Consider the following 25,986-nt stretch of genomic DNA (forward strand, 5'->3'; position numbering starts at 1 on the left):
TCACAGGGGCTGCTCCGTAGACTCACTACGTGAGCACGAGTCAGCAGGCCGACCCGCTGATCGGCCGTCTCGTCGACGGCCGGTACCGGGTGCGCGCGCGCATCGCGCGTGGCGGCATGGCGACCGTGTACGTCGCCACCGACCTGCGGCTCGAACGACGCGTGGCGCTGAAGGTCATGCACGGCCACCTCAGCGATGACACCGTGTTCCAGAGCCGGTTCATCCAAGAGGCCCGTTCCGCGGCCCGCCTGAGCGATCCGCACGTGGTGAACGTGTTCGACCAGGGCCAGGACGGCGAGATGGCCTATCTCGTCATGGAGTACCTGCCCGGCATCACCCTGCGCGAGCTGCTCCGCGAGCACCGGCGCCTCACCATCGATCAGACCCTGACGATCATGGATGCCATCCTGTCGGGGCTCGCCGCCGCCCACCGCGCGGGCATCGTCCACCGCGACGTCAAGCCCGAGAACGTGCTCCTCGCCGAGGACGGGCGCATCAAGATCGGCGACTTCGGCCTCGCCCGCGCGACGACCGCGAACACGGCGAGCGGCGCGCAGCTGATGGGCACGATCGCCTACCTCGCGCCGGAGCTCGTCACCCGCGGCACCGCGGACGCGCGCAGCGACATCTACTCGCTCGGCATCATGCTGTACGAGATGCTCACCGGCGAGCAGCCCTACAAGGGCGAGCAGCCGATGCAGATCGCCTACCAGCACGCCACCGACTCCGTTCCGCGGCCGAGCGCGAAGAACCCGTCCGTGCCCGAACAGCTCGACGAGCTCGTGCTGTGGGCGACCGAGCGACAGCCCGACGACCGCCCGCTCGATGCGGGCACCATGCTGGAGCGCCTCCGCGCCGTGGAGAAAGACCTGGGGCTGGCCCCGCAGGTCGCACGCGCCGTCGCCGTCGGCACCACCGGCACCGGCAGTGCGGCCGAGTCGCGCGAGCTGACGAAGGTCCTCCCCCAGACCGCGTCGATCCCCGTCGCCACGGCCGAGGAGCCCGACAACACCGCGCGACTGCGCACACGAACACGCCGGCGCACGGTGCGCGGGGTGTGGACGCTGGTGCTCGTGCTCCTGCTGGCCGCGGGGGCGGGCGCCACCGGGTGGTACTTCGGATCGGGCCCCGGCTCGCTCGTGGCGGTGCCGGACGTCTCCGGACGCACCTTCGCCGACGCCGAACTGCTCCTGGCCGACAACCAGCTGCAGGCCCAGGCGCAGGAGGTGAACGACCGCGTCGTGCCGTCCGGGACGACGGTGGGCTCCGACCCGCAACCCGGCGTGCGCCTCGACAAAGAGACGGTCGTGACGGTCTTCGTCTCCGTCGGCCCGGCCACCCACGCGATCCCCGCGCTCGACGGAAAGAGCGCCGATGAGGTGAACGGCATCTTCGAAGCCGCCTACGTCGGTGTGCAGCCCGACCCCGCCCGGGAGTTCTCGGACGCGCCCGACGGCACGGTGCTCTCGGCATCCGTCATCCCGAGGTCGGGCGGCGATGCCATCGGATGCACCGAGGGCTGCACCGTGTACGAGGGTGACGCCGCATCGCTCGTCGTGTCTCTCGGTCCGCTCCCCGACGTGTCCGGAGAGTCCCGGTCACGCGCCGAACGCACGCTCGCGGACGCCGGCGTGGAGACGTCGGTCGTGGAGCGCTACAGCAACAGCGTGGCATCCGGCGTCGTCATCGGGATCGGCGACCGCGACGAGGACGGCAACTGGCGCCCCGGCGACACGGTGCCGTTGATCGTGTCGCTCGGACCGGAGCCGGTGGAGATCCCCGGCAACGTCGTCGGCATGACGATCCGTGAGGCGGTGACGACGCTCGAGGGACTCGGCTTCGACGTCAACGCCGGCATCGACGACGGCACCCTGCCCCTCGGCTTCAAGTACTGGGACATCTACAAGGTGCGTGCCACCAACCCCAAGGCCGGAACGACGGCACCCCAGGGATCGACGATCACGCTGACGCCGACGCTGTAGTCAGGTCCCCTTCCGCGCGCGACACCCGAGACCCACCCCGACGAACGATGCCCCCGACCGCACGGGTCGGGGGCATCGGATGGGGCGAACGCGTCAGCGGTTCTCGAGCTCCTCGGCCACGAGGAACGCCAGCTCCAGGCTCTGACGGTGGTTCAGGCGCGGGTCGCACAGGCTCTCGTAGCGCGTCGCGAGGGTGGCCTCGTCGATGTGCTCCGAACCGCCCAGGCACTCCGTCACGTCGTCGCCCGTGAGTTCGACGTGGATGCCACCGGGGTGGGTGCCGACGGCGCGGTGCGCCTCGAAGAAGCCGCGCACCTCGTCGACCACGTCGTCGAAGCGACGGGTCTTGTATCCGGTGGGCGTGGTGATGCCGTTGCCGTGCATGGGGTCGGTGACCCACAGCGGGGTGGCACCGGAGTCGCGCACGGCCTCGAGGAGCGGCGGCAGGGCGTCGCGGATCTTGCCCGCGCCCATGCGCGTGATGAACGTCAGGCGGCCGGGCTCGCGCTCGGGGTCGAGCTTGTCGATGAGAGCAAGCGCGGTGTCCGTGGTCGTGGTCGGACCGAGCTTGACGCCGATCGGGTTGCGGATCTTCGAGAAGTAGTCGACGTGGGCGCCGTCGAGCTCGCGCGTGCGCTCACCGATCCACTGGAAATGCGACGACGTGTTGTAGGGCAGACCGGTGCGCGAGTCGATGCGGGTCATGGGGCGCTCGTAATCCATGAGCAGGCCCTCGTGGCCGGTGTAGAACTCCACGCGCTTGAGTTCGTCGAAGTCCGCCCCCGCGGCGGCCATGAACTTGATCGCCCGGTCGATCTCGGTGGCGAGGCGCTCGTACGCCTGGTTCGCGGGCGTGCTGGCGAAGCCCTTGTTCCAGCTGTGCACCTCGCGGAGGTCGGCGAACCCGCCCTGCGTGAAGGCGCGGATGAGGTTCAGCGTCGAAGCGGCCGTGTGGTAGCCCTTGAGCAGACGAGCGGGGTCGGCCTTGCGCGACTCCTCGGTGAAGTCGTACCCGTTGACGATGTCGCCGCGGTACGCCGGCAGGGTCACGTCGCCGCGGGTCTCGGTGTCGCTGGAGCGGGGCTTGGCGAACTGTCCCGCCATGCGCCCCATCTTGACCACCGGCATCGACGCACCATACGTGAGCACGACCGCCATCTGGAGGACCGTCTTGATGCGGTTGCGGATCTGCTCGGCGGTCGCGCCGGCGAACGTCTCGGCGCAGTCACCGCCCTGCAGGAGGAACGCTTGACCGGCGGCGGCGCGGGCGAGGCGATCGCGCAGGAGGTCGACCTCGCCGGCGAAGACCAGCGGCGGGAGGGTCGCGAGCTCTGCGGATGCCGCGGCCACCGCGCCCTCGTCATACCACTTCGGCTGCTGCTTGATGGGCAGGGTTCGCCAGTGGTCGAGGTCGTGGAGCTGCTGATTCACCCCGCAAGTCTAGTGGCGGGGCGCGGGCGCCTTCGCCGCGCGGGCGGTCGCCAGGCGGTCCTTCACGGTGGAGGCGTAGACGTCTTCGTAGCGCTGTTCGCCCAGGCGCTGCAGCGCCACCATGATCTCGTCGGTGACCGACCGCAGCACGTAGCGGTCGCCCTCCATGCCCTCGAAGCGCGAGAAGTCCAGGGGTTCGCCGACCACGATGCCGACGCGCCCGACCCGCGGCAGGCGCCGACCGATGGGCATCACCGCACCGGTGTCGACCATGACCACGGGCACCACCGGCACGCGCGCCTCGAGCGCCATGCGGGCGATGCCGGTGCGCCCGCGGTAGAGCGTCCCATCGGGGCTCCGGGTGCCCTCCGGATAGATGCCGAGGAGTTCGCCGCGCCCCAGCACGCCGAGGCCGGTGTTGAGCGAGGCCTCCGACGCCTTGCCGCCGGAGCGGTCGATCGGCAGCTGTCCCGTCGCGGTGAAGAACACGCGCGTGGCCCAGCCCTTGAGGCCCTTGCCGGTGAAGTAGTCGCTCTTGGCGAGGAACGCCATCCGGCGGTCGATCACGAGCGGGAGGAAGATCGAATCGGAGAACGACAGGTGGTTGCTGGCGAGGATCGCCGCGCCTTCCGTCGGGATGTTGCCGCGGCCGACCACCCAGGGGCGGAACACGGCCTTGATCACCGGCCCGATGACCACGTACTTCATCAGCCAGTAGAACACCGTCAGCGATCCTTCCCGGCGAGGTCCGCGACGCCGATGAGCCCGGCGTCGTTGCCCAGGCGCGCGATGGCGAACTCGGCGACCGGACGTTCACCGTACCCCGGCAGCGACGTCTCGTACGCGAGCTTCACCGGCGCGAGCAGGTCGGCACCCAACTGGGCGACACCGCCGCCGATGACGAACAGCTCCGGGTCGAGCACGGCCTGGAACCCGCCGCACGCCTCACCGAGCGCGGTGGCGACGCGGCGGAGCGCCTCGACCGCGCCGGGGTCGCCCGCGAGCACCAGGCGCGAGACCGCGGGTCCCGGAATGGCGCCCTTCTCCTCCCGGATCGCTGCGAGGGCCGCACCGATCCCGCCCTCGTCGGCGATGGCGTTGGCCTCGCGCTGCAGCGCGCGCCCCGAGGCGTACTGCTCCAGGCATCCGTTCTGCCCGCACCCGCACGGGTGGCCGCCACGCACGAAGCGCATGTGACCGAGCTCGCCGCCGATGCCGTGACCCCCGCGGAAGAGCTCGCCGTCGGTGACGACCGCTCCTCCCACGCCGGTGCCCATGGTGAGCATGACCATGTCGCGCACGCCGCGACCGGCGCCGAAGCGGAACTCGCCCCAGCCGGCGGCGTTCGCATCGTTCTCGATGGTGACGCGGGCGTCGAGACGCTGCTCGAGGCGGGCGCGCAGCGGCTCGTCGCGCCAGTCGATGTTGGGGGCGTAGATGACGGTGCTGCGATCGAGGCTGATGAAACCCGCCGCTGCCACCCCGATCGCGTGGACGTCGTGCGCGCGGCGCAAGTGGTCGGCCATGTCGACCACGGCATCCACGAGGGCTGCGGGGTCGATGGGGGTGTCGACGCGGAGCTTCTCGACGATGGTGCCGTCTTCGGCGACGACACCTCCCGCGATCTTGGTGCCCCCGATATCGATGCCGATGTTGCGCACCGCGCTCCCTCCCGGGCCGACCGAGCGGCTCGGCCCGAAGAAGTCTAGCCACCTCCACGACGCGCCGCGGGAACGCTCCCTCGCGGGGGGAGCCGCGCGCGGACGCCGATAGACTCGAGGAACCTGATCGAAAGTCTTCCGGTACCGAAGGAGTTGCCGTGATCCAGTTCGACCGCCCCGCTCTCGTCCCCGCCGACCCGGATGCCAACGCGTCCGATCTGCTGGCCGACCGCGCCCGCGCGACCCCCGACCGCCCCATCTTCGCGGTGCCCGACGCCGGCGGCTGGCGCGACATCACCGCCGCCGAGTTCGAGCGTCAGGTCATCGCCCTCGCGAAGGGCTTCGTCGCCGCGGGGGTGCAGCCGGGCGAGAAGGTCGCCTTCATCGCCCGCACCACCTACGACTGGACGCTCGTCGACTTCGCGCTGTTCTACGCCGGAGCGGTCATGGTGCCGGTGTACGAGACGAGCTCGCCGTCGCAGATCTCGTGGATCCTGTCCGACTCGGGCGCGATCGCGGTGGTCCTCGAGTCCGCCGAGCACGCCGAGCGCGTCGAGGAGATCCGCGACGACGTCCCCCTTGTTCGGGAGGTGTGGGGGATGCACGCGGGCGCCCTCGACCGGCTCGTGGCGAACGGCACCCACATCACCGACGAGGAGATCGAGCGCCGCCGCCATCTCGCCACGGGGGCGGACATCGCCACCCTGATCTACACGTCCGGGTCGACCGGGCGCCCCAAGGGGTGCGTGCTCGAGCACCGCAACTTCGTCGAACTGGCGCGCAACTCGGCCAAGGCGCTCCACGAGGTCGTCGAGACGCCCGGTGCCTCCACGCTGCTGTTCATCACCACGGCGCACGTCTTCGCCCGCTTCATCTCGCTGCTGAACATCCACGCCGGCGTGAAGACGGGACACCAGCCCGACACGAAGCAGCTGCTCCCCGCGCTCGGCACCTTCCAGCCGACGTTCCTGCTCGCCGTGCCCCGCGTGTTCGAGAAGGTGTACAACTCCGCTGAGCAGAAGGCCGAGGCGGGGGGCAAGGGCAAGATCTTCCGCGCTGCCGCCGAGGTCGCGATCGAGCACTCCCAGCGCCTGCAGGAGGGCAAGAAGATCCCCCTCCCCCTGAAGCTGAAGTTCGCGCTCTTCGACAAGCTCGTCTACTCGAAACTGCGGGATGCCATGGGCGGACACATCGTGTACGCGGTGTCGGGCTCGGCCCCTCTCGGCCCCCGGCTCGGACACTTCTTCCGCAGCCTCGGCGTCGTCATCCTCGAGGGCTACGGCCTCACCGAGACCACCGCACCGGCGACGGTCAACCTCGCCACGACGTCGAAGATCGGCACGGTCGGTCCCGTGCTGCCCGGCGTCGGCGTCCGTCTCGCCGACGACGGCGAGATCCAGGTGCGCGGGATCAACGTATTCCGCGAGTACTGGCAGAACCCCGAGGCGACCGCCGAAGCCTTCGACGGCGAATGGTTCAAGACCGGCGACATCGGGACGTTCGACGCCGACGGGTTCCTGGCCATCACGGGTCGCAAGAAGGAGATCATCGTCACCGCGGGAGGCAAGAACGTCGCCCCCGCCGCCCTCGAGGACCCGATCCGCGCCAACCCCATCGTCGGCCAGGTCGTCGTCGTGGGCGACCACAAGCCGTTCATCGGGGCCTTGGTGACCCTCGACCCGGAGATGCTGCCGACGTGGCTGGCCAACAACGGCTTGCCTGCGGACATGTCGCTGACGGACGCCGCATCCCATGAGAAGGTGCGCGCCGAGGTGCAGGGCGCGATCGACCGCGCCAACGCGCAGGTGTCGCGCGCGGAGTCCATCCGCAAGTTCACGATCCTGCCCACCGAGTGGACCGAGGCGAGCGGCCACCTGACGCCGAAGATGAGCATCAAGCGCAACGTCATCGTCTCCGACTTCGCCGACGCCATCGAGGACATCTACGCCGTGCCGGTGAACACCTCGAACGTCTCGCTGCCCTGATCACGGGACGAAAAACGGCCCGGCCCCCTGGGGGCCGGGCCGTTTCGTGACGTCGAAGCCGTTGATGCGAGCAGAACAGGCTCGTCGCGGCGCGACGACCGGCATCCGTGGCACCGCCTGTTCCCGTGGCGGGCCCGAGCCTCAGAACCAGTCGCTCTCGCGGACCTGGCGCATCGCCTCACGGCGGGTGTCGGCGGGCAGGCGCGAGAGGTACAGCATGCCGTCGAGGTGGTCGGTCTCGTGCTGCAGGGCCTGGGCCAGCAGCCCGTCGCCCTCGAGCACGACCTCGCGGCCGTCGAGGTCGATGCCGACGACCTTGGCCCAGGGGTAGCGGATGGCGTCGTGCCACAGGCCCGGCACCGACAGGCATCCCTCCCCCACCGGTTGCGGTTCGCCGCGCGTCTCCACGAGGACGGGGTTGAGGACGTACCCGATGTCGCCGTCGATGTTGTAGCTGAAGGCGCGCAGCCCCACCCCGATCTGGGGTGCGGCCACGCCGGCGCGGCCGGGCAGCTCGACGGTGTCGATGAGATCCTGGACGAGGGCGCGGACGCCGTCGTCGATCTCGTCGATGGGCACGCTGACGGCGCGCAGCACCGGGTCGCCGAACAGGCGGATCGGACGGACGCTCATGCGGCCGCCACCGGCGATCGCAGGCCCTCGACCACGGCTGCGGCGAGCTCGCGGGCCGCCTGCCGGGTGGTGGGCTGCAGGTCGCGGAAGGCGATGGCGCTGCCCGCGGCGATGCGCGCGTCGTAGGGCATGCGGATGACGGTGCGCACGCGCGAGCGGAAGTGCGCCTCCAGCTCGCTCTCGCGCACGAGCGGGGTGCCCGGCCGCGAGTTGTTCAGCACCACCACGGCGTCGCGCACACGCGACGCGTAGCCGTTGGTCTCCAGCCACGTGAGCGTCTCGGAGGCCAGGCGCGCCTCGTCGACGGACAGCCCCGCGACGATCACGATCGTGTCGGCGAGTTCGAGGGTCGCGCCCATCACCGAGTGCACGATCCCGGTGCCGGTGTCGGTGAGCACGATGGAGTAGTAGTGCGCCGCGACGTCGGCGACCTGCCGGTAGTCGTCGTCGCTGAAGGCCTCGGATACCCGAGGATCGGCATCGGATGCGAGCACGTCCAGGCGCGTGGCGTCGCGCGCGACGATGGAGGAGACGTCGTGATAGCCCGCGACGTCGTCGTGCGAACGCACGAGGTCGCGCACCGTGCGGCCGTTGGGACGGCCCACCCGATCGGCGAGCGTTCCGCGGTCGGGGTTGGCATCCACGGCGATGATGCGATCGTCGCGCGCGTCGGCGAGAGCCATGCCGAGCAGGGACGTCACGGTGGTCTTGCCGACGCCGCCCTTGCGGGAGAGCACCGGCACGAACCGGGCCCCGCCGACGAGGGGCGCCGAGATCCGACGATCCAGCTCCTTGCGCTGGCGGGCCTTGCGGCCGTCGCCGAGGTTGATGCGGTGTCCCGACACCGAGTAGAGCAACTGCTGCCAGAGTCCCTCCGGCTCGGGCTTGGAGATCTGTCGCGGGTCGAGCAGACGATCGGCGGTGAGCAGGTCGGAGCTCTCGCGCGCGTCATCGATCTCGCCGATGCGCTTCGACGTCAGCGTGACCTCGGGCGCGGGTGTGCGCACGCGCTCCATCGCGTGAGCGCGATCCACGCGGGCGGTCTCCTCGGCGGCGCGCGCGGCCTCGTCGGCCTGCTGCGCGCTGCGGCGGGTGAGCGGGATCGTGCCGATCGCCCCGGTCGCGGCCCGCTCGGCGCGGGTGGCCGGGACGGGCCCCGTCCCCGCCGGGGGCGCGACCGCCGCGACGGCATCGGTTGCGGCCGGCGATGCCTCCACCGCGCCGGTGTCAGCGGTCGTGGCGCTGACGGGAGCCGTCACGGGGTCAGCCGGAGACGCGGGCGCCGGTTCGGCGGATGCGTCCGTCGGAGTGGTCGTGCTCTCGTCGCGGGCTGCGGCCGCGTCGTCGGGGTCGGCCTCGTTCACGGATGCCACCTCGTCCTCCCTCTGCGCCGTCGCCGGCTCGGTTGCGAACGTGTCTGCGATATCGGTCCCGGCCATGCCGACGGCGTCATCGGCCTGTCCAGCGTCGGGACCGGCGGCCGAGGTCTCGCCGGCGTCGGTGCGGGCCGGTGTCGGCGCAGCGACCCACGGCGTGCGGGTGAGGGCCTCCGCGAAGGCGTCCGATGCGTCGTCGTCGGAGGACTCGTCGGCGCCGCGCGCGCCCTCCCCGATCGACGGCTCGTGGGACGACTCGGCCGAGCCCCAGTCGTCGACGGGCGAGGCCGCGTCGGCCTCGACCATCTCCACGTCCTCGACGACCTCGGCGGCGTCGAGGTCGCGAGCGCGATCCTCGTCATCCCTCGACACGCCGGGGGCGTCGTCATCCGCTGCGGAGTCGGCGTCGGCCGGACCGTGCCCCCGATCGGCGTCCTGCGCAACGTCCGCGCCGCCCGGCTCGACCGCGCCGTCGGAGAGGTGGCTGATCGCGCCGTCACCGGGGTGATCCCCCGGGTGGTCGGTGCCGCCATCGTGGAACGGCTCTTCGTGCAGGTCGACGACCGCATCAGTGCCGCCGTCCGCGACGGATTCGGCGTCGACACCCGACTCGTGATCGTCCTCGACAAGTTCGGCGTCGTGCACGTCGTGATGTTCGTCGCCGGAGACCGGACCGTGGTCGACGAGCACGACGTCAGGCGTGTCGTGCGGTCGGTCATCCGCGGCGGCGCCGTCCGCGTCGTCGTCGTGGGGCTCGAGGATGATGTCGCCGGTCGGCAGCGTCTCGATGTGGGCCGCGTGGATCACCTCGCCCTGACCGCCGTGATCGTGGCGCTCGGAGGGGACCTCGAGGAGGGGGAGGTCGACATCGTCGATGGGGATCTCGTCTTCGATCACGTCGTCGTCGACATCGTCGTCCGTGGTCACGGGCAGGTCGACGTTGACCTGCGCGATGTGCCCACCGAGGATCGTGATGCTCGCGGTGTCGAGATTCCCGCTCTCGTCGAGCACGCCGTGCTCGGCGTCCTCGTCGTGATTCGCGTCGGTGCGGTCGGGGGTCACTGCAGTCTCCAAACGGGAAGAGGGTGCGAAGGCACCCCCATCCACGCTACTGCGCGGGGCGGATCACCAGCAAAAGGTCTCCCGCTTCGACCTGCTGTGTGGTACCGATTGCGACACGCTCGACCACTCCGTCGACGGGCGAGGTGATCGCCGCCTCCATCTTCATCGCCTCGATGGAGGCGACCGCCTGGCCCGCGCTCACCCGGTCGCCCGGGGTCGATTTCATCGTCACGACGCCCGAGAAGGGTGCGGCGACCTGCCCCGGCTTGGACGTGTCGGCCTTCTCGGCCTGACGCGCCTCGACGTCGATCGAGCGGTCGCGCACGAACACGGGACGAAGCTGACCGTTCAGCGTCGTCATGACCGTGCGCATGCCCTTGTCGTCGGCGTCGCCGATCGCTTCCAGTCCGACGAAGAGCTGCACGCCCCGCTCGATCTCCACGACGTGCTCGCCCCCCGGGCGCAGCCCGTAGAGGTAGTCCGCGGTGTCGAGCACGCTGAGGTCGCCGTAGCTCGCGCGCATCTCGTCGAACGTGCGGGTGGGGCCGGGGAAGAGCAGACGGTTCAGGCGGGCGCGGCGCGGAGCGGACTCCCCCGAGAGCGCCGTGGCGTCGTCGTCGGTCAAAGGCGTGATGTTCGTCTTGGCGTCGCGCCCGGCGAGCACCTTGGAGCGGAACGGCTCGGGCCACCCACCGGGCAGGTCGCCGAGCTCCCCCGCCATGAAGGAGACGACCGAATCGGGCACGTCGTACTTTTCGGGGTGCTGCTCGAAGTCGGCCGGGTCGGCCTTGACCGCGGCGAGGTGCAGGGCGAGATCGCCCACCACCTTCGACGACGGGGTGACCTTGGGCACGCGGCCCAGGATGCCGTCGGCCGCGGCGTACATGTCCTCGATGAGCTCGAAGTCGTCGGCGAGGCCGAGGGCGATCGCCTGCTGACGGAGGTTGGAGAGCTGGCCGCCGGGGATCTCGTGCCGGTAGACGCGCCCGGTGGGTCCGGCGAGGCCGGACTCGAAGGGACGGTACAGATGACGCACCGCTTCCCAGTAGGGCTCGAGGTCGCTGACCGCGGCGAGGTCGAGACCCGTGTCGCGGTCGGTGTGCGCGAGCGCGGCGACCAGGGCCGACAGCGACGGCTGGCTGGTCGTGCCCGCCATGGGTGCGGCGGCCGCGTCGACGGCATCCGCCCCCGCCGCCGAGGCGGCCAGCAGCGTCGCGAGCTGCCCGCCCGCGGTGTCGTGCGTGTGCACGTGCACGGGGAGGTCGAAACGCTCGCGCAGCGCCGAGACGAGCTTCGCCGCCGCGGCCGGACGCAGCAGGCCCGCCATGTCCTTGACGGCGAGGATGTGCGCGCCCGCGTCGACGATCTGCTCCGCGAGGCGGAGGTAGTAGTCGAGGGTGTAGAGGTTCTCGGCCGGGTCGAGGAGGTCACCGGTGTAGCAGACGGCGACCTCGGCGACGGCGGTGCCGGTCGCCAGCACCGCATCGATGGCCGGGCGCATCTGCGACACGTCGTTGAGCGCGTCGAAGATGCGGAAGATGTCGATCCCGGATGCCGCGGCCTCGGCGACGAAGGCGTCGGTGACCTCAGTGGGGTACGGGGTGTAGCCGACGGTGTTACGGCCGCGCAGCAGCATCTGGATCGCGATGTTCGGCAGCGCGTCGCGAAGGGCGTCGAGGCGCTCCCACGGGTCCTCGCCGAGGAAGCGCAGCGCGACGTCGTAGGTGGCACCACCCCAGGCCTCGACCGAGAGCAGGCCCGGTGTCATCCGGGCCACGTGCGGCGCGACGCGGACGAGGTCGCGGGTGCGCACGCGGGTCGCGAGCAGCGACTGGTGCGCGTCGCGGAAGGTCGTCTCGGTGACGGCGAGGGCCGTCTGCTCGCGGAGGGCCCGGGCGAAGCCCGCCGGGCCGAGCTGCTGGAGGCGCTGACGCGACCCGTCGGGCGCCGGGGCCATCAGATCGAGGGCCGGGAGCTTGGCGCCGGGGTCGATGGTCAGGGGGTTCTCGCCGTTCGGGCGGTTGACGGTGGTGTCGACCAGCCACGACAGGATCTTCGTCCCGCGGTCCTTCGACTCCCGCCCCCGCAGCAGCTCGGGCCGCTCATCGATGAAGGAGGTGCTCAGGTCGCCGGCGACGAACGCCGGGTCGTCGAGCACGGCCTGCAGGAAGGGGATGTTGGTCGACACCCCGCGGATGCGGAACTCCGCCAGGGCGCGGCGGGCGCGGGCCACCGCGGCGGGGAAGTCGCGGCCGCGGCACGACAGCTTCGCCAGCATCGAGTCGAAGTGCGGGCTCACCTGAGATCCCGCCGCGGTGGTCCCGCCGTCGAGTCGGATGCCGGCCCCGCCGGGCGAGCGGTACGTCGTGATCTTCCCGGTGTCGGGCCGGAAGCCCTGCGTGGGGTCCTCCGTGGTGATGCGGCACTGCAGCGCGGCGCCGCGCAGGTGGATGTCGTCTTGCAGCAGGTCGAGGTCGGCGAGGGTGCTGCCGGCGGCGATGCGCATCTGCGACTGGACGAGGTCGACGTCGGTGACCTCTTCGGTCACGGTGTGCTCGACCTGGATGCGCGGGTTCATCTCGATGAAGACGACCTCGCCGGTGCGGGGGCCGGCCGTCTCGAGCAGGAACTCCACCGTGCCGGCGTTCTGGTAGCCGATCGAGCGGGCGAAGGCGACGGCGTAGCGGTGCAGGTCGTGGCGGATCGCGTCGTCGAGATTCGGCGCGGGGGCGATCTCGATGACCTTCTGGTGGCGGCGCTGCACGGAGCAGTCGCGCTCGAAGAGGTGCACGGTCTCGCCCGTGGCATCCGCGAGGATCTGCACCTCGACGTGGCGGGGACGCTGCACGGCCTGCTCGAGGAACATCCGCGGATCCCCGAACGCGCTCTGCGCCTCGCGCATCGCCTCGGCCAGCGCGGGAGCGAGCTCCCCCTTCGCCTCGACGCGCCGCATGCCGCGACCGCCGCCGCCGGCGACGGCCTTGGCGAAGAGCGGGAAGCCGATCTCGTCGGCTTGGGCGAGGAGTTGGTCGATGTCGTCGGATGCGGCCGTCGAGCGCAGCACCGGCACGCCCGCGGCGATCGCGTGCTCCTTCGCCGTGACCTTGTTACCGGCCATCGACAGCACCTCGGCGGGCGGGCCGATGAACGTGATGCCGTGAGCGGCGGCCTTCTCGGCGAGCTCCGGGTTCTCGGACAGGAACCCGTACCCCGGGTAGATGGCATCCGCTCCGCACTCGCGGGCGACGCGGATGATCTCATCCACGTCGAGGTAGGCGCGCACGGGATGCCCGCGCTCGCCGATCTGATAGGCCTCGTCGGCCTTCAGCCGATGCAGCGAGGCACGATCCTCGTACGGGTAGACCGCGACGGTGCGGGCTCCCACCTCGTACGCGGCACGGAAGGCGCGGATGGCGATCTCTCCGCGGTTGGCGACCAGGATCTTCGAGAACATGCGCACCTCGCGTAAAGCTTTCGGGGGCTGAATGTGCTCACAGCCTAGGGGACGGTAACGTGGACTCTCGTGCACGTACTCTCCGTCAGCTCTCTCAAAGGCGGGGTCGGCAAGACGACCGTGACACTCGGGCTGGCTTCCGCGGCCTTCGCACGGGGCGTCCGCACTCTCGTCGTCGACCTCGACCCTCAATCCGACGTGTCGACCGGCATGGACATCTCGGTCGCCGGTCGGCTCAACATCGCCGACGTCCTGGCGAACCCCAAAGAGAAGGTCGTGCGTCAGGCGATCACCTCCAGCGGGTGGGCCAAGGTGCACCCCGGCACCATCGACGTGCTCATCGGCAGCCCGTCCGCGATCAACTTCGACGGCCCGCACCCGAGCGTCCGCGACGTCTGGAAGCTCGAGGAAGCCCTCGCCACCATCGAGAGCGAGTACGACCTCGTCCTGATCGACTGCGCCCCCTCGCTCAACGCGCTCACGCGCACCGCCTGGGCGGCGAGTGACCGCGTCATCGTCGTGACCGAGCCCGGCCTGTTCTCCGTCGCCGCGGCCGATCGTGCCCTCCGCGCCATCGAGGAGATCCGTCGCGGGCTCTCGCCGCGTCTCCAGCCCCTCGGCGTCGTGGTCAACCGGGTGCGTCCGCAGTCGATCGAGCACCAGTTCCGCATCAAGGAGCTGCGCGACATGTTCGGTCCGCTCGTGCTCAACCCGCAGCTGCCGGAGCGCACGTCGCTGCAGCAGGCCCAGGGCGCGGCCAAGCCGCTGCACGTGTGGCCGGGCGATTCCGCGCAGGAGCTCGCCGCCGACTTCGACGCGCTGCTCGACCGCATCGTGCGCACCGGGCGCATCCCCGTGACCACTGAGGCGCCTCAGGCCTGAGTCCCCGCGCGGAGACGCCGCCCCGCTGCTCGCAGCAGCAGGGCGGCGTCTGCCGTTTCCCCTCCCCCTTCGCGTGAGTCGCCACAATCTGTCGCTTCCGGGGCCACCCGAGCGACACATCCTGGCGACTCACCCCTGGATCTGTCGCTCACGGGGCCACCCGAGCGACACATCCTGGCGACTCACGCGCGCGAGGGACGGAAAAGCCCCGGATGCCGTGGCATCCGGGGCCGGAGAACGAGAGGGGGGCGTCAGGCGGTGCGGGCGGCGCGACGCGCGGCGAGCTCGTCGACCGCATCGGGCTGCGCGGTCTCGAAGTCGACGAGCGTCGACTCGACCTCGCGGAGCACCTTGCCCACGGCGATGCCGAACACGCCCTGGCCACGGCTGACCAGGTCGATGACCTCGTCGTTCGACGTGCACAGGTAGACCGAGGCCCCGTCGCTCATGAGCGTCGTGCCCGCCAGATCGCGGATGCCGGCGGCGCGCAGCTGCTCGACGGCAGTGCGGATCTGCTGCAGTGAGATGCCGGTGTCGAGCAGGCGCTTGACGAGCTTGAGCACGAGGATGTCACGAAAGCCGTAGAGGCGCTGCGAGCCGGAGCCGCTCGCTCCGCGCACGGTCGGAACGACCAGCTCGGTGCGGGCCCAGTAGTCGAGCTGACGGTAGGTGATCCCCGCGGCGCGTGCGGCGACGGCCCCGCGGTACCCGGCGTCGTCGTCCATCTCGGGCAGACCGTCGGTGAAGAGGAGGTCGGTGGCGAACCGGGGTTCACCGACTGCGTCGCCAGCGTTCATGCTCGCGGTCCTCCTCATCGGCTCGGTGCTTCCACGCTAGATCAGCGAGGGTCCCCCGGCAATGACATCCGCTCCGAGGGCCGCGGCGTGTCGCGATCAGGACAGCATCCGGTCCAGGGCGTCGCGGACGAACATGGTGCGCACCTCGTCGAGACGGGCCGCGAGCTCGGGCGCGAGCTCGCTCGCTCGGGCGCGCGAGGGCGCGTCCGGGCGACGCAGGAGCGCCGACAGCGCCGACTCGATCAGCGACACCTCGCGATCGGCGCTCTGGCGCAGCGCCCGCACGTGACGGGGCTCGATGCCGTGGCGGTCGAGCGCCACGAGAGCGCGCAGCAGTGTGACCGTCTGCTCCGGGTAGCTCTCGGCGGCGGTGATCACCCCCGTGCTGACGGCGTCGTTGAGCAGCTGGGGTCCGGCGCCGGCGGCGGCGAGCAGCTCGTCGCGGCGGTAGCGCCGCGGAGCACTCGTCATCGACGGCATCGCCGTGGGGGGCGCGGGGTTGCGGCCGGCGTCGAGATCGGCGAGGTAGTCGCGGATGACGACGAGCGGCAGGTAGTGATCGCGCTGCAGGGTCAGCGCCAGACGCAACCGTTCCAGGTCGGCGGGCGAGAACTTGCGGTACCCCGACTCGGTGCGGGTCGGCGACACGATTCCCTGCACCTCGAGGAAGCGCAGCTTGCTGGAGGTGAGCGCCGGGAATTCCGGCGTCAGGCGCGCGAGCACCTGACCGATGCTGAGCAGCCCCGCAGCCGTCTGACGACTACGGGACGGGGCTGCCGCCATCAGTGATCTGCCGCGGGCAGATCGACGGGCGAACCGAAGAAGTTCAAGCGGAACTTGCCGATGCGCACCTCGGCGCCGTTGACGAGCGCCGCGCGGTCGACCCGCTCGCCGTTGACGTAGCTGCCGTTGAGCGAGCGCTGGTCGACGATCTCGAAAGCCGTGCCGGTGCGGATGATCTCGGCGTGGCGACGCGAGACGGTGACGTCGTCGAAGAACAGGTCGGCCTCGGGGTGACGACCGACCGTGGTGACATCGGTGTCGAGCAGGTAACGGGCACCGGTGGTGGGACCGGAACGCACGATCAGCAGAGCGGCTCCCGACGGCAGCGCGTCGATGGCCTCGAGCTCGGCCTCGGTGAGGTCGGCACCGAAGGGCACGAACGACAGGTCGGCGTCGTGGGTCTGGGTCGTGTCGTGAGAACGCGCGGCGGCGGCCTCGGCGCGCCGGATGTCGTCTCGCTCGAATCGGCTGGTCTCGTCCACGGCTTCTCCTTCTCCCTCACCATAACCGACCGATTCGCGCCGGGGAGGGCGAACGGCCTCGAGCAGGCACTGGTGATGCGTGATGTGTCATTGTTCGTCGACACCGGCATCGCGGTTCGGGGCGCGAAGCCGCCGACGAGACACTCGAACCTATCGACCCGAGCACGCCCCTGTCGAGTCCGCGGGTGTCGACGACGCGGGAGGGTGCCGTCGGGTGTCCCCGCGACGGTTCCCAGGCCTCTTCTCGGATGCCGTCAGTAGGGTCGGATCATGAGGTCCCCCCGCGCGCCGCGTCGGCGCACCCTGCCCGCCGTCGTCGCCACCGCGATCCTGGCGGCCGCCGCGCTCCTCGTTCCGGCCCTTCCGGCCGCCGCGCACGATGAGCTGATCGGCAGCGACCCCTCCTCCGGCGCCGTGCTCGAGACCCTGCCCGCCCAGATCACGCTGTCGTACAGCGCGGACGTGCTCCCCGACGCGGGGGCGACGGTGATCGAGGTCACCGACGCGGCCGGCACCTCCCTGACAGACGGCGACCCCGAGGTCTCGGGCGCCCAGGTGACGCAGGCGCTGGCGGGTCCGGCATCCGGTGCCGTCACCGTGCGGTGGCGCGTCGTCTCCAGCGACGGTCACCCCATCGACGGCGAGTTCGCCTTCTCCGTGCCGGAGTCCTCACCCACCCCGACGCCGTCGGCGACGACGACCGCCTCCCCCGTCGCGACGGCGAGCGAGGCGCCCTCTCCCGCCGCGACGACGACGGAGGTCACGGTCCCGCTGGAATCGGACGCGCCCGCGTCACCCCTGCCGTGGATCCTGCTCGCCGTGGCGCTGGTGATCGTGGCCGGTGTGCTGGTGTACGTCTTCGCCTCACGCGGGCCCCGGAACACCGCCGGACGGGGCGGCTCCGGGCGATAGGCTGGGGCCATGCCTCATTACGATCTGGTCATTCTTGGTGCGGGTCCCGGCGGGTACGTCGCCGCTGTCCGCGGCGCACAGCTCGGGCTGTCGGTCGCGATCGTCGAAGAGAAGTACTGGGGCGGTGTGTGCCTGAACGTGGGCTGCATCCCCTCCAAGGCGCTGCTGCGCAACGCCGACCTCGCGCACACGTTCCACGCCAAGGCCGATCTGTTCGGTATCTCGGGCGACGTCACCTTCGACTTCGGCAAGGCGTTCGATCGCTCGCGCAGCGTCGCCGCCGGCCACGTCAAGGGCATTCACTACCTGATGAAGAAGAACAAGGTCACCGAGTACGAGGGCCGCGGCTCCTTCGCCGACGACCACACACTCGACGTCACGCTGACGAACGGCTCGACCGAGAAGGTGACCTTCGACAACGTCATCATCGCCACCGGCTCGACCGTCCGCCTGCTGCCGGGCGTCACCCTGAGCGATAACGTCGTCACGTACGAGGAGCAGATCCTCACCCGCGAGCTTCCGGAGTCCATCGTCATCGTCGGCGCCGGCGCCATCGGCATGGAGTTCGCCTACGTCATGACGAACTACGGCGTGAAGGTCACCATCATCGAGTTCCTCGACCGTGCCCTCCCCAACGAAGACGCCGACGTCTCGAAGGAGATCCAGAAGCAGTACAAGGGCTACGGCGTCGACATCCTCACCTCCACCAAGGTCGACTCCGTCACCGACCACGGCGACAAGGTCACCGTCGCCTACACCGCCAAGGACGGCTCGACCGGTTCGATCGACGCCGACCGCGTGCTCATGTCGATCGGCTTCGCGCCGAAGGTCGACGGCTTCGGTCTCGAGAACACCGGTGTGAAGCTCACCGAGCGCGGCGCGATCGACATCGACGACCACATGCGCACAAACGTGCCGCACATCTACGCCATCGGCGATGTCACGGCGAGGCTGCAGCTCGCGCACGTCGCCGAGGCGCAGGGCGTCGTGGCGGCCGAGACCATCGCAGGAGCCGAGACGCAGACCCTCGGCGACTACCGCAACATGCCGCGCGCGACCTTCTGCAACCCGCAGGTCGCCTCGTTCGGTCTCACCGAGCAGCAGGCCCGCGACGCCGGTCACGACATCAAGGTCGCGAAGTTCCCGTTCTCGGCCAACGGCAAGGCCAACGGCCTCGGCGAGCCCGTCGGCTTCGTCAAGCTCGTCGCCGACGCCGAGACCCTCGAGCTCATCGGCGGCCACCTCATCGGCCCCGACGTCTCGGAGCTGCTGCCCGAGCTCACGCTTGCGCAGAAGTGGGACCTCACCGCTCTCGAGGCGGCCCGCAACGTGCACACCCACCCGACGCTGTCGGAGGGCCTGCAGGAAGCATTCCACGGTCTCACGGGGCACATGATCAACCTCTGATCATCACGACGAAGGCCCGCCCGGTTCGCCGGGCGGGCCTTCGTGTTCCTCCGTCAGCCGCTTCGGCGGTTCACCGGCTCCGTGCTCGTCGGCGGCGAGCAGGCGCGTCCTCCCCGTCGCGTCGCGCGGACGCCCACCGCGTCGGGCCGGTCACCGGGGGCTCAGTGCCCGAGGGTGCGCGCGAGCTTCGATCCGGATGCCGCGTGCCGACCGCCCGCGGCGAACACCGCCGCCTCGACGGCAGCGAAGAACGCCGCCCGCCCGGCGTCGTCGGCGGGGGCGGCGGGGCCGAGCTCGACCTCCCACTCGCGCCACGACGACTCCACGCCCCGGCGCTCGTCACGCGCACGAACGCGGTCGTCGACGAACTCGGCGACCTCGTTCCCGTCGGCGTCGAGCAGGGCGTACGCCGTACGGTCGTTACGCACGCGCGCCAGCGGCACGAAGGGCGCTGCGGCGATCGAGGCCACGGCATCCTGAACCGCGGGCGGCACCACGGGGTCCGCGTCGTCGTCGGCGATGTCGCCCAACGGCCACTGACGCTCCGTGCGCCCGCCCGCCTGCGCGGGCCCCTTCACGTGCCAGCCCTCGTCGGGGCCTCCCCGCCGGCGGCGCACCGCGACGCCGGCGCGCGCCAGGTCGGCGGTCTCGGTGTCGACGTAACGGGCGTCGAGATCGCGGGGCTCGGGCTCACCGACCCGGACCACGCCCGGCAGGGCCGACCAATCGGGCAGCGGTGTGTCGTCGTCGACGTCGAATTTCGTCTCGACCTCGACGCTCGACGCACCGTGCGCGGATGCGCTCAATCGTCGCGCCCGTCGATGTCGGGGTGGATGTCTTCGGTCTCTTCGGCGTAGGTGAAGACCGCCTGGGTCGGCCCGTCGGACTCGCCGGTACCGGTGGGTTTGCCCTCGCGGCGGTAGACCAGCTGACCCTCGCTGTAGGGCATGATCAGCGTGTCGTCGGACTCGTTGTCGAGCGGGATCACCTGCCCGTCGAGCGGGCCTCCGGTCAGTCGTGCAATAGCCATGGCAGAAGCGTAGACGGCGGCTCCGACACCCCTCGAGCGCCTTGACAGCGGATCGCCCGGATGACGTGCGTGGACGTGCCTGCCGACCCCCGGCGCGAGCCCGACGCTGGCCTAGAATCGCTCGGGTGACCTGGACCGACCTGCCCGGTGAGCGCCCGTTCGTCCTGCTGGCCACGAGAGCCGAGGACCTCCCGGCCGACGAGGAGTACGCGCTGTTCCTCCGCTACACCGGTCTGCCGGCCGAGCGCCTGCGCCGCGTCCGTCTCGAGCGAGACGCCCTGCCCGCGTTCGACCTCGACGAGGTCGCCGGCATCCTGGTCGGCGGCAGCCCGTTCAACGCCTCCGACCCGTTGGAGAAGAAGTCGCCCGTGCAGAGACGGGTCGAGGCCGAGATGGCCGCGCTCGTCGACGAGGTCGTCGCGCGCGACATCCCGTTCCTGGGCGCGTGCTACGGCGTCGGCACGCTCGGTACGCACCTGAGGGCCACGATCGACGGCACCTTCGCCGAGCCGATCAGCGTGGTCGAGGTCAGCCTCACGGCAGAGGGTCGCGCCGACCCGCTCACCGACGGCCTCGCCGAGACGTTCGCCGCCTTCGTCGGGCACAAGGAGGCGATCACGACTCTCCCCGCCGAGGCGGTGCTGCTCGCCTCCTCCCCCACCTGTCCGGTGCAGATGTTCCGCGTGGGGCGCAACGTCTACGCGACGCAGTTCCACCCCGAACTCGACGTCGACGGCATCGTGACCCGCATCCACGCCTATGCCGGCTTCGGCTACTTCGCCGCCGACGAACTCGAAACGACGCTGGCGGCCGTGCGGCGCGCGCCGGTCACGGCGCCGTCGCGCCTGCTGCGGACCTTCGTCGAGCGCTACGCCCGCTGACGCCCCTGGCCGGCTGCTTCCCGTTCCCGTGTCGGCGGGGTCGTGCCCCATCGACAGGAGCGGGGCTCTCGATGCCGGTGAGCCGCTTCCGCGGATGGACCCGCCCTCGTCCCGTCACGGGCGGTGACGCGCCGGCACCCGCACGACGGGGATCGGGGTCGTGACGGCCGGGTGCGCGCGTCGCAGGGCCGGTTCGAGCCCGAGATCGACGAGGTGCACCCGGCCCGCCAGGTCCGGCCCGCGGCCACGCACCAGTCCGGCCTTGAGAGCGCCGAAGGTGACCGTGACGTCGGCGGGGAGCACGGCGGCATCCGCTGTTCCGTCGTCGGGGTCGAGCCCACTGGGGAGATCGACGGCGATGATGCGCGGTCGCGCGGGGAGAGCCAGGATGGCCTCGACGAGCGCGCGAGCGGAACCGCGCAGACGACGGTCGGCGAGCCGGCCGATTCCGAGGATGCCGTCGAGCACGAGCCCGTACTCGCCGACGCGGACGTCGGAGGCGGGGACGACCGTCGCTCCGGCGGCGATCGCCGCGTCCAGAGCGCCGCGGTGGACGCGGTCACGGGCAAGTACCACGTCGACCCGGCCCGCCCGCCGCGCGAGGTCGGCGGCGGCGTACAGCGCGTCGCCGCCGTTGTCGCCGGCCCCGACGAGCACCAGCACGGCGCCCGGCGCCGCGTCGAGTTCGCGCGCTGCGATCTCGGCCAGGGCCTGCGCCGCCCACATCATGAGCGGTCGCCCCTCGGCGAGGAGTGGGGCCTCTGCCGCGCGGACGGCGTCAGCGGTGTAGGCCGCCGTCCCCGGCGACTCTCCCCCGCCCCGGGCGCCGGCCGCAGGGATCTCAGGCATCGCTCGTCGCTCGGGCGTCTCGCTCGGCCTCCGCCTCCCGCGCCGCGGCAGCAGGGTCGGTCTTGGCGAGGGTCTCGCGTTCCTTCGCCTCGGCCTCGCGCGCGGCATTCAACTCACCCACGGACGCGGCGACGGCCTTCTCCGCTCGGCGGACACGGAACTGGATCATCGTGGCGGCACCGTACTTGGCGCGCACGCGGTCGTGGTCCTCCTCGGTGGCGACGGTGATGTACGCACCGGCGATGAGGATGACCTGGCTGGAGAGGTTGAGCCACAGCAGGAGGGCGATGAGCGAGGCGAACGTGGTCAGCAGGGGGTTGCTGCTGGCACCGCCGACGAAGAGCCCCGACAGTTGCTGCAGCACCACGAGCCCGACGCCGCCCAGGAGCGCGCCGCGAATGAGCGTGCTGCGGCGCGCGCGAACGCCGGACAGCACCGCGAACGCGGCAGCGATGGCCGCCGCGTCGAGCGCGAGGACGACGATCGTCGACAGCGCCCACGTGAGCACGGCGGTGATCCAGGAGTCGGCGGGGATGCCGAGGAGCTCGCGGACGAACGTGAGCCCGGCGGTGGCGAGGAACGTCACGGCCGCGCCGGCGACGAGGGCGACACCGATGCCGAGCGCGAGGGCGAGGTTGCGCAGCAGGACCCAGACGATGAGGGTGTCGTCGGTGGTGACGCCGGCGATCTGACGCAGAGCCGTCCGCAGGGACCCGATCGCGCCGATCGCGGCCCCGATCAGACCGAGCGTTCCGATCAGGCCGGCGATGGTGAACGTCCCCGGCGCCTCGATGTCGTCGACCTTGATCAGCCCGTCCGGCCCCACGAGCCCGGGGATGACGCTGTCCACCGATCGCACGAGGGCGTTCAGCCCGTCGGGGTTCCCCGCCAGCCACAGTGCGGCGAACGAGAACCCGATGAGCACGGCGGCGAAGAGGCTGAAGAGCGTGCGATACGTGACGCTGTCGGCCAGTGTCGGGCCGCGCGCCCCCGAGTAGACGAGGAAGGCGCGCACCAGGCGCAGCGACAGCGCCCACGCGGTGACGCGACGGATGAGGTCCAGCATGGGGTCAGCGTATCGACGCGGCGGCGCCGGGAGCGCAGGCTTGACCGCGCCCCCCGGGCCGGGCACGGCGGAACCGGGATGCCGGGCACGGCGTCAGGGGGATCGCGCGGGCAGCGGTGACCGAGCCCGGCAGAACCGCTGAGCCGGGCAGTCGCGGGCACGCAGATCGCGTGCGCAGCGCGGTCCGCGCGGCCGGCGCCCGCGGCAACCGTCGATCACCACGGCCCCGCCAGCAGCCGGCCCCAGGTCCCCGCCAGGAGGAACGGCCCGAAGGCGATCGAGGCGCCGCGCGCCCCCGAGAGCACCACACCCGTGGCCGCCGCTCCGCCCGCGACGAAGCCCAGCGCGATCCCGGATGCCACGGCCTCCGGCCCCACCCACCCGAGGACCGCCCCGCACAGCCCGGCGAGCTTCACATCGCCGCCGCCGAACGCGTCCGGCCGCGCGAGGTGCACCGCCAGGCAGGCCGCGAACGACGCCGCCGCTCCCCCGGCGAGCCCCAGCGCGCGATCCGGGGTGCCGGTCACGACCGCGGCCCCGGCCAGGAGCACGATCACCGCGCCGGCACCCGGCAGCAGGATCGCATCGGGAAGGCGGTGCGTGCGCACATCGATCACCGCGAGCTCGATGCCGAGCCCCGCGAACACGGTCAGGGCGGGAGCGAGAGCCCACGGCATCCGGAGCCCTCAGGCGTCGAGGACGACGAGGTCGACCGTGACGGTCGCGCCGGGGTCGATCCCCTCGGCCTCGCGCACCGCACGCTTGAGGGGGAGCACGTAGACGCCGCCCGCTTGCGGGAAGATCGAGGTGCGCCAGGTCGAGCCGCCGATCGTCGCCTCCACGCGCACGCCCCCGAAGCCCCGCCGGAACGTCTGCGTCTCCCGGATGTCGTCGCTGAGCTCGGGGGGCAGCGCGACGAAATACCAGTCGCTGTCGCTGCGCGCCGCCCACCGGAACACGTCGCCCTCGAATTGCACGATCAACCGGAACCCTCCCTCCGCGCATCCACCGCGTCGGGCACGAGGGACGACGCGCTCACGCGAGCCCCCTCTCCGCACAGCCGCGGCATCCGCCGCAGGGAACGAGACGCACCCGCGCGACCCCCATCCGCACAGCCACCGCATCCACGGCGAGGACCAGCATCATCACGCGCAACTCCTCTCGTCGCGGTCACCCTAGCCGGGACGTCCGACGTCGGCGCGCGCGCGTCCACCGGGGAGGAGGCGTGCGCTCACCGCACGGTCGAGCACGGCCGCCGCGACGACGGCGAAAACGTAGACGACGAGGTCGCGGGCATCGAAGCCGGTGCCCAGCAGAAGCGCGACAAGCGGCACCCGCTCGGCCAGGGCGGCAGGAAGGCCCGTGAGCTGCAGAAGCTCCACGGCCACGCACCATCCGGCGGCGGCGAGGGCGAGCGCGAACCGCGGTGCGCGCGGAAGGAGCAGAACGAGCCCGGTGTACGCCGCGACGGCGTACAGGGCGTCGCCCGCGATATCCGTGACCGGCGACGACGCAAGGCCGCGCGCGACGGCGAGCCCCGCCGCGACCACGACGACGAGAGCTGCCGCTGCCGCCGGACGCCGGACCGCCGCCGTGACCCCGGCGGCGCGATGCGTGGACCTCACGCGATCACCCCCGCCGCCCGGGCGGGTTCGGCGTAGGCCTGGGCGAGGGTGGCGACGGTGTCGTGCGCGTTCAGACCGCTGGGGTTGGGCAGCACCCACGTCGGCACATCGGCGATCGACTCGCTCTGCCGGCCCGCGACGGCCCGGGGGCGGTCGAACCCCTGCCGATAGGCGGTGAGTCCCACGACGGCCACCGCGCGGGGCCGCCACACCGCGACGCGCGCGGCGAGCGCCGACGCGCCGGCGCGCAGCTCGTCGCGCGAGAGTTCGTCGGCGCGGGCGGTCGCGCGGGCGACGAGGTTGCTCACCCCGATGCCGGCGTCGACGATCATGCGCCGGTCGTCGTCGCCCAGCGGCTCGGCGTACCGCGGCAGCGCGGGAAGCATGCCCGCCGCCACGAGCGCGGGCCAGAACCGGTTGCCGGGTCGCGCGAACGGCGTCCCCGTCGCCGCCGTCCACAGACCCGGGTTGATGCCGACGAAGAGCAGCCGCACCCCCGGTTCGACGAGGTCGGGGATCGTGGCATCCCGGAACGATTCCAGCTCGGCACGCGTGAATCCCATGAGACCACTATGACCACTAGCCCGGATGACGCCTGCGAATCTGCCAGGATCGGAGGGTGGATGCCGTGCCCGCCTTGACCGAGATGCCCGCACCGCAGTACGTCATCGTCGGCGACAACGTGCGGCTCGCGACGTACATCTGGGGCGATCACGACGCCGATCCCGTGCTGTGCGTCCACGGTTTCGGGTCGAGCACGCGTGACAACTGGGTCAACACGGGGTGGGTGCGCGATCTGCTGCGCGCCGGCTTCCGCGTGGTCGCGGTCGATCAGCGCGGTCACGGCGCGAGCGAGAAGCCCGTCGACGCCCCGTCGTACACGATGCCCACGCTCGTGTCCGATCTCGTCGCCGTGCTCGACACCTACCTGCTCGATTCGGTGCGCTACCTCGGCTACTCCCTCGGCGGCCGGGTCGGCTGGCAGCTCGCCGTCGATGCGCCGGAACACGTCGAGCGGGCGGTGCTCGGCGGCATCCCCGACGGTCGCCCCCTCGCCCGGCTGAAGGTCGAGCAGGCCCGGGCGTTCCTCGACCACGGCACGCCGGTGGAGGATGCCACGACCCTGCGCTACGTCTCGCTCGCCGAGCGGGTGCCCGGCAACGACCTGCGCGCCCTGGTCGCGATCGCCGAGGGCATGCGCCTGGGCGAAACCGATCCCGACCCGGCGTCACCGCCCCAGCAGCCGGTGTTGATCGCCACGGGCACCCAGGACCCGATCCACGACCAGTCGGCGCACCTGGCGTCGCTGCTGCCGCGGGGCGAGTTCGCCGACATCCCGGGTCGCCACCACGTCAATGCACCCGGTGCACGCTCGTTCCGCGAGGCCGGCCTGGAGTTCCTCAGCCGCACGTCGTGACCCCTGCCGGCGCGCGGGGACTTCGGCGGTCGCCTCTCCGCGCGTGGACCGGCGCACCGAAGCCCCGGATCAGGATGCGGGCAGCGTGAGCGGCGGATCCACCGGCGCCCGGCTGGCCACCGCCTGCAGGCGGACGCGCACCGACTGCCCCGACGCGAGTGAAGCGGCCCCGTCGGCGCCGGTGCAGCTCACCCGCGGCTGAGCGACGACGCAGGTGGTGCCCCGGCACCCCGGCGTGCGCGCTCCATGTGCTCCCGAGGCGAGGCACTCG

Annotated in this window: 24 protein-coding genes; 7 read left to right on the forward strand and 17 right to left on the reverse strand. The window is 71.5% G+C overall.

Annotated elements, in window-relative coordinates:
- The first annotated feature begins 29 nt into the window (after window positions 1-29).
- The gene (gene pknB, locus QE392_RS14585; RefSeq protein ID WP_307452999.1) at window positions 30-1,982 is read left to right on the forward strand and encodes a Stk1 family PASTA domain-containing Ser/Thr kinase; all 1,953 of its coding nucleotides are present in this window, start codon (window positions 30-32) and stop codon (window positions 1,980-1,982) included.
- Window positions 1,983-2,075: 93 nt separating this feature from the next.
- On the opposite strand, the gene QE392_RS14590 is transcribed toward pknB, so the two are convergent.
- From QE392_RS14590 to QE392_RS14600, 3 genes are read right to left on the reverse strand one after another with little or no spacing between them, the layout of a single operon-like run.
- Entirely contained in the window at window positions 2,076-3,413 is a 1,338-nt protein-coding gene (locus QE392_RS14590) for a class II 3-deoxy-7-phosphoheptulonate synthase (RefSeq protein WP_307453001.1), read from the reverse strand.
- 9 nt (window positions 3,414-3,422) lie between these two features.
- Entirely contained in the window at window positions 3,423-4,136 is a 714-nt protein-coding gene (locus tag QE392_RS14595) for a lysophospholipid acyltransferase family protein (protein ID WP_307453003.1), read from the reverse strand.
- A 2-nt stretch (window positions 4,137-4,138) separates the two neighbouring features.
- The gene (locus tag QE392_RS14600) at window positions 4,139-5,074 is read right to left on the reverse strand and encodes an ROK family glucokinase (protein WP_307453005.1); all 936 of its coding nucleotides are present in this window, start codon (window positions 5,072-5,074) and stop codon (window positions 4,139-4,141) included.
- Between the two features lie 158 nt (window positions 5,075-5,232).
- Here QE392_RS14600 and QE392_RS14605 point away from each other — a divergent pair, with 158 nt between their 5' ends.
- Window positions 5,233-7,059: an AMP-dependent synthetase/ligase gene (locus QE392_RS14605; protein ID WP_307453007.1), complete on the forward strand. Its 1,827-nt coding sequence runs from the start codon at window positions 5,233-5,235 to the stop codon at window positions 7,057-7,059.
- A gap of 141 nt (window positions 7,060-7,200) precedes the next feature.
- On the opposite strand, the gene QE392_RS14610 is transcribed toward QE392_RS14605, so the two are convergent.
- Genes QE392_RS14610 through QE392_RS14620 form a run of 3 tightly spaced genes read right to left on the reverse strand, consistent with a single transcriptional unit; the run spans window position 7,201 to window position 13,584 of the window.
- Window positions 7,201-7,692, reverse strand: coding sequence for a peptide deformylase (locus QE392_RS14610; protein ID WP_307453008.1), 492 nt, complete (start codon window positions 7,690-7,692; stop codon window positions 7,201-7,203).
- The gene (locus QE392_RS14615) at window positions 7,689-10,130 is read right to left on the reverse strand and encodes a nucleotide-binding protein (protein ID WP_307453009.1); all 2,442 of its coding nucleotides are present in this window, start codon (window positions 10,128-10,130) and stop codon (window positions 7,689-7,691) included. The genes QE392_RS14610 and QE392_RS14615 overlap by 4 nt, the downstream gene beginning before the upstream one ends.
- A gap of 46 nt (window positions 10,131-10,176) precedes the next feature.
- Window positions 10,177-13,584 carry a pyruvate carboxylase gene (locus QE392_RS14620; protein ID WP_307453010.1) on the reverse strand — a complete coding sequence of 1,136 codons (3,408 nt, stop codon included), beginning with the start codon at window positions 13,582-13,584 and terminating at the stop codon, window positions 10,177-10,179.
- A gap of 69 nt (window positions 13,585-13,653) precedes the next feature.
- Here QE392_RS14620 and QE392_RS14625 point away from each other — a divergent pair, with 69 nt between their 5' ends.
- Complete coding sequence (locus QE392_RS14625; RefSeq protein WP_307453011.1) at window positions 13,654-14,466, forward strand: ParA family protein; 813 nt, start codon at window positions 13,654-13,656, stop codon at window positions 14,464-14,466.
- A 251-nt stretch (window positions 14,467-14,717) separates the two neighbouring features.
- Here the strand turns inward: QE392_RS14625 and QE392_RS14630 are convergent, their stop codons facing one another.
- The 3 genes from QE392_RS14630 to QE392_RS14640 form a co-directional block, all read right to left on the reverse strand.
- Window positions 14,718-15,263 (reverse strand): MerR family transcriptional regulator, encoded by a 546-nt coding sequence (locus QE392_RS14630; RefSeq protein WP_307453012.1) that lies wholly within the window; start codon window positions 15,261-15,263, stop codon window positions 14,718-14,720.
- Between the two features lie 96 nt (window positions 15,264-15,359).
- Window positions 15,360-16,046, reverse strand: coding sequence for a transcriptional regulator FtsR (gene ftsR / locus QE392_RS14635; RefSeq protein WP_307453014.1), 687 nt, complete (start codon window positions 16,044-16,046; stop codon window positions 15,360-15,362).
- A complete protein-coding gene (locus QE392_RS14640) occupies window positions 16,046-16,528 on the reverse strand; it encodes an FHA domain-containing protein (protein WP_307453016.1) in 483 nt (160 codons plus the stop codon). The genes ftsR and QE392_RS14640 overlap by 1 nt, the downstream gene beginning before the upstream one ends.
- Window positions 16,529-16,798: 270 nt before the next feature.
- Between QE392_RS14640 and QE392_RS14645 the strand changes: the two genes are divergently transcribed.
- Together QE392_RS14645 and lpdA are read left to right on the forward strand one after the other, a co-directional pair.
- Window positions 16,799-17,440 (forward strand): copper resistance CopC family protein, encoded by a 642-nt coding sequence (locus tag QE392_RS14645; RefSeq protein ID WP_307453017.1) that lies wholly within the window; start codon window positions 16,799-16,801, stop codon window positions 17,438-17,440.
- A gap of 9 nt (window positions 17,441-17,449) precedes the next feature.
- Window positions 17,450-18,847, forward strand: coding sequence for a dihydrolipoyl dehydrogenase (lpdA, locus tag QE392_RS14650; RefSeq protein ID WP_307453018.1), 1,398 nt, complete (start codon window positions 17,450-17,452; stop codon window positions 18,845-18,847).
- 161 nt (window positions 18,848-19,008) lie between these two features.
- Here lpdA and QE392_RS14655 read toward each other — a convergent pair whose 3' ends face one another.
- Together QE392_RS14655 and QE392_RS14660 are read right to left on the reverse strand one after the other, a co-directional pair.
- Window positions 19,009-19,653 carry a CYTH domain-containing protein gene (locus QE392_RS14655; protein ID WP_307453019.1) on the reverse strand — a complete coding sequence of 215 codons (645 nt, stop codon included), beginning with the start codon at window positions 19,651-19,653 and terminating at the stop codon, window positions 19,009-19,011.
- Window positions 19,650-19,877 carry a response regulator gene (locus QE392_RS14660; RefSeq protein WP_307453021.1) on the reverse strand — a complete coding sequence of 76 codons (228 nt, stop codon included), beginning with the start codon at window positions 19,875-19,877 and terminating at the stop codon, window positions 19,650-19,652. Before QE392_RS14660 ends, QE392_RS14655 begins: the two co-directional genes overlap by 4 nt.
- 125 nt (window positions 19,878-20,002) lie before the next feature.
- Here QE392_RS14660 and QE392_RS14665 point away from each other — a divergent pair, with 125 nt between their 5' ends.
- A complete protein-coding gene (locus QE392_RS14665) occupies window positions 20,003-20,758 on the forward strand; it encodes a glutamine amidotransferase (protein ID WP_307453022.1) in 756 nt (251 codons plus the stop codon).
- Between the two features lie 114 nt (window positions 20,759-20,872).
- On the opposite strand, the gene QE392_RS14670 is transcribed toward QE392_RS14665, so the two are convergent.
- The 6 genes from QE392_RS14670 to QE392_RS14695 form a co-directional block, all read right to left on the reverse strand.
- Window positions 20,873-21,607: an NAD(P)H-hydrate epimerase gene (locus QE392_RS14670; RefSeq protein ID WP_307453024.1), complete on the reverse strand. Its 735-nt coding sequence runs from the start codon at window positions 21,605-21,607 to the stop codon at window positions 20,873-20,875.
- Window positions 21,600-22,673, reverse strand: coding sequence for a YhjD/YihY/BrkB family envelope integrity protein (locus QE392_RS14675; RefSeq protein ID WP_307453025.1), 1,074 nt, complete (start codon window positions 22,671-22,673; stop codon window positions 21,600-21,602). The genes QE392_RS14670 and QE392_RS14675 overlap by 8 nt, the downstream gene beginning before the upstream one ends.
- Before the next feature lie 215 nt (window positions 22,674-22,888).
- On the reverse strand, window positions 22,889-23,350 hold the full coding sequence (locus QE392_RS14680; protein ID WP_307453028.1) for a prepilin peptidase: 462 nt from the start codon (window positions 23,348-23,350) through the stop codon (window positions 22,889-22,891).
- Window positions 23,351-23,359: 9 nt separating this feature from the next.
- Window positions 23,360-23,650: a DUF1905 domain-containing protein gene (locus QE392_RS14685; RefSeq protein ID WP_373426504.1), complete on the reverse strand. Its 291-nt coding sequence runs from the start codon at window positions 23,648-23,650 to the stop codon at window positions 23,360-23,362.
- A 198-nt stretch (window positions 23,651-23,848) separates the two neighbouring features.
- Window positions 23,849-24,298: a ribosomal maturation YjgA family protein gene (locus QE392_RS14690; RefSeq protein WP_307453031.1), complete on the reverse strand. Its 450-nt coding sequence runs from the start codon at window positions 24,296-24,298 to the stop codon at window positions 23,849-23,851.
- A complete protein-coding gene (locus tag QE392_RS14695; protein WP_307453032.1) occupies window positions 24,295-24,861 on the reverse strand; it encodes a mismatch-specific DNA-glycosylase in 567 nt (188 codons plus the stop codon). The genes QE392_RS14690 and QE392_RS14695 overlap by 4 nt, the downstream gene beginning before the upstream one ends.
- A gap of 56 nt (window positions 24,862-24,917) precedes the next feature.
- On the opposite strand from QE392_RS14695, the gene QE392_RS14700 reads away from it, so the two are divergent.
- Window positions 24,918-25,715 carry an alpha/beta fold hydrolase gene (locus QE392_RS14700; protein WP_307453033.1) on the forward strand — a complete coding sequence of 266 codons (798 nt, stop codon included), beginning with the start codon at window positions 24,918-24,920 and terminating at the stop codon, window positions 25,713-25,715.
- The last annotated feature ends 271 nt before the right edge of the window (window positions 25,716-25,986 follow it).

The sequence above is a fragment of the Microbacterium proteolyticum genome, from assembly GCF_030818075.1.
GTDB classification, from domain to species: domain Bacteria; phylum Actinomycetota; class Actinomycetes; order Actinomycetales; family Microbacteriaceae; genus Microbacterium; species Microbacterium proteolyticum_A.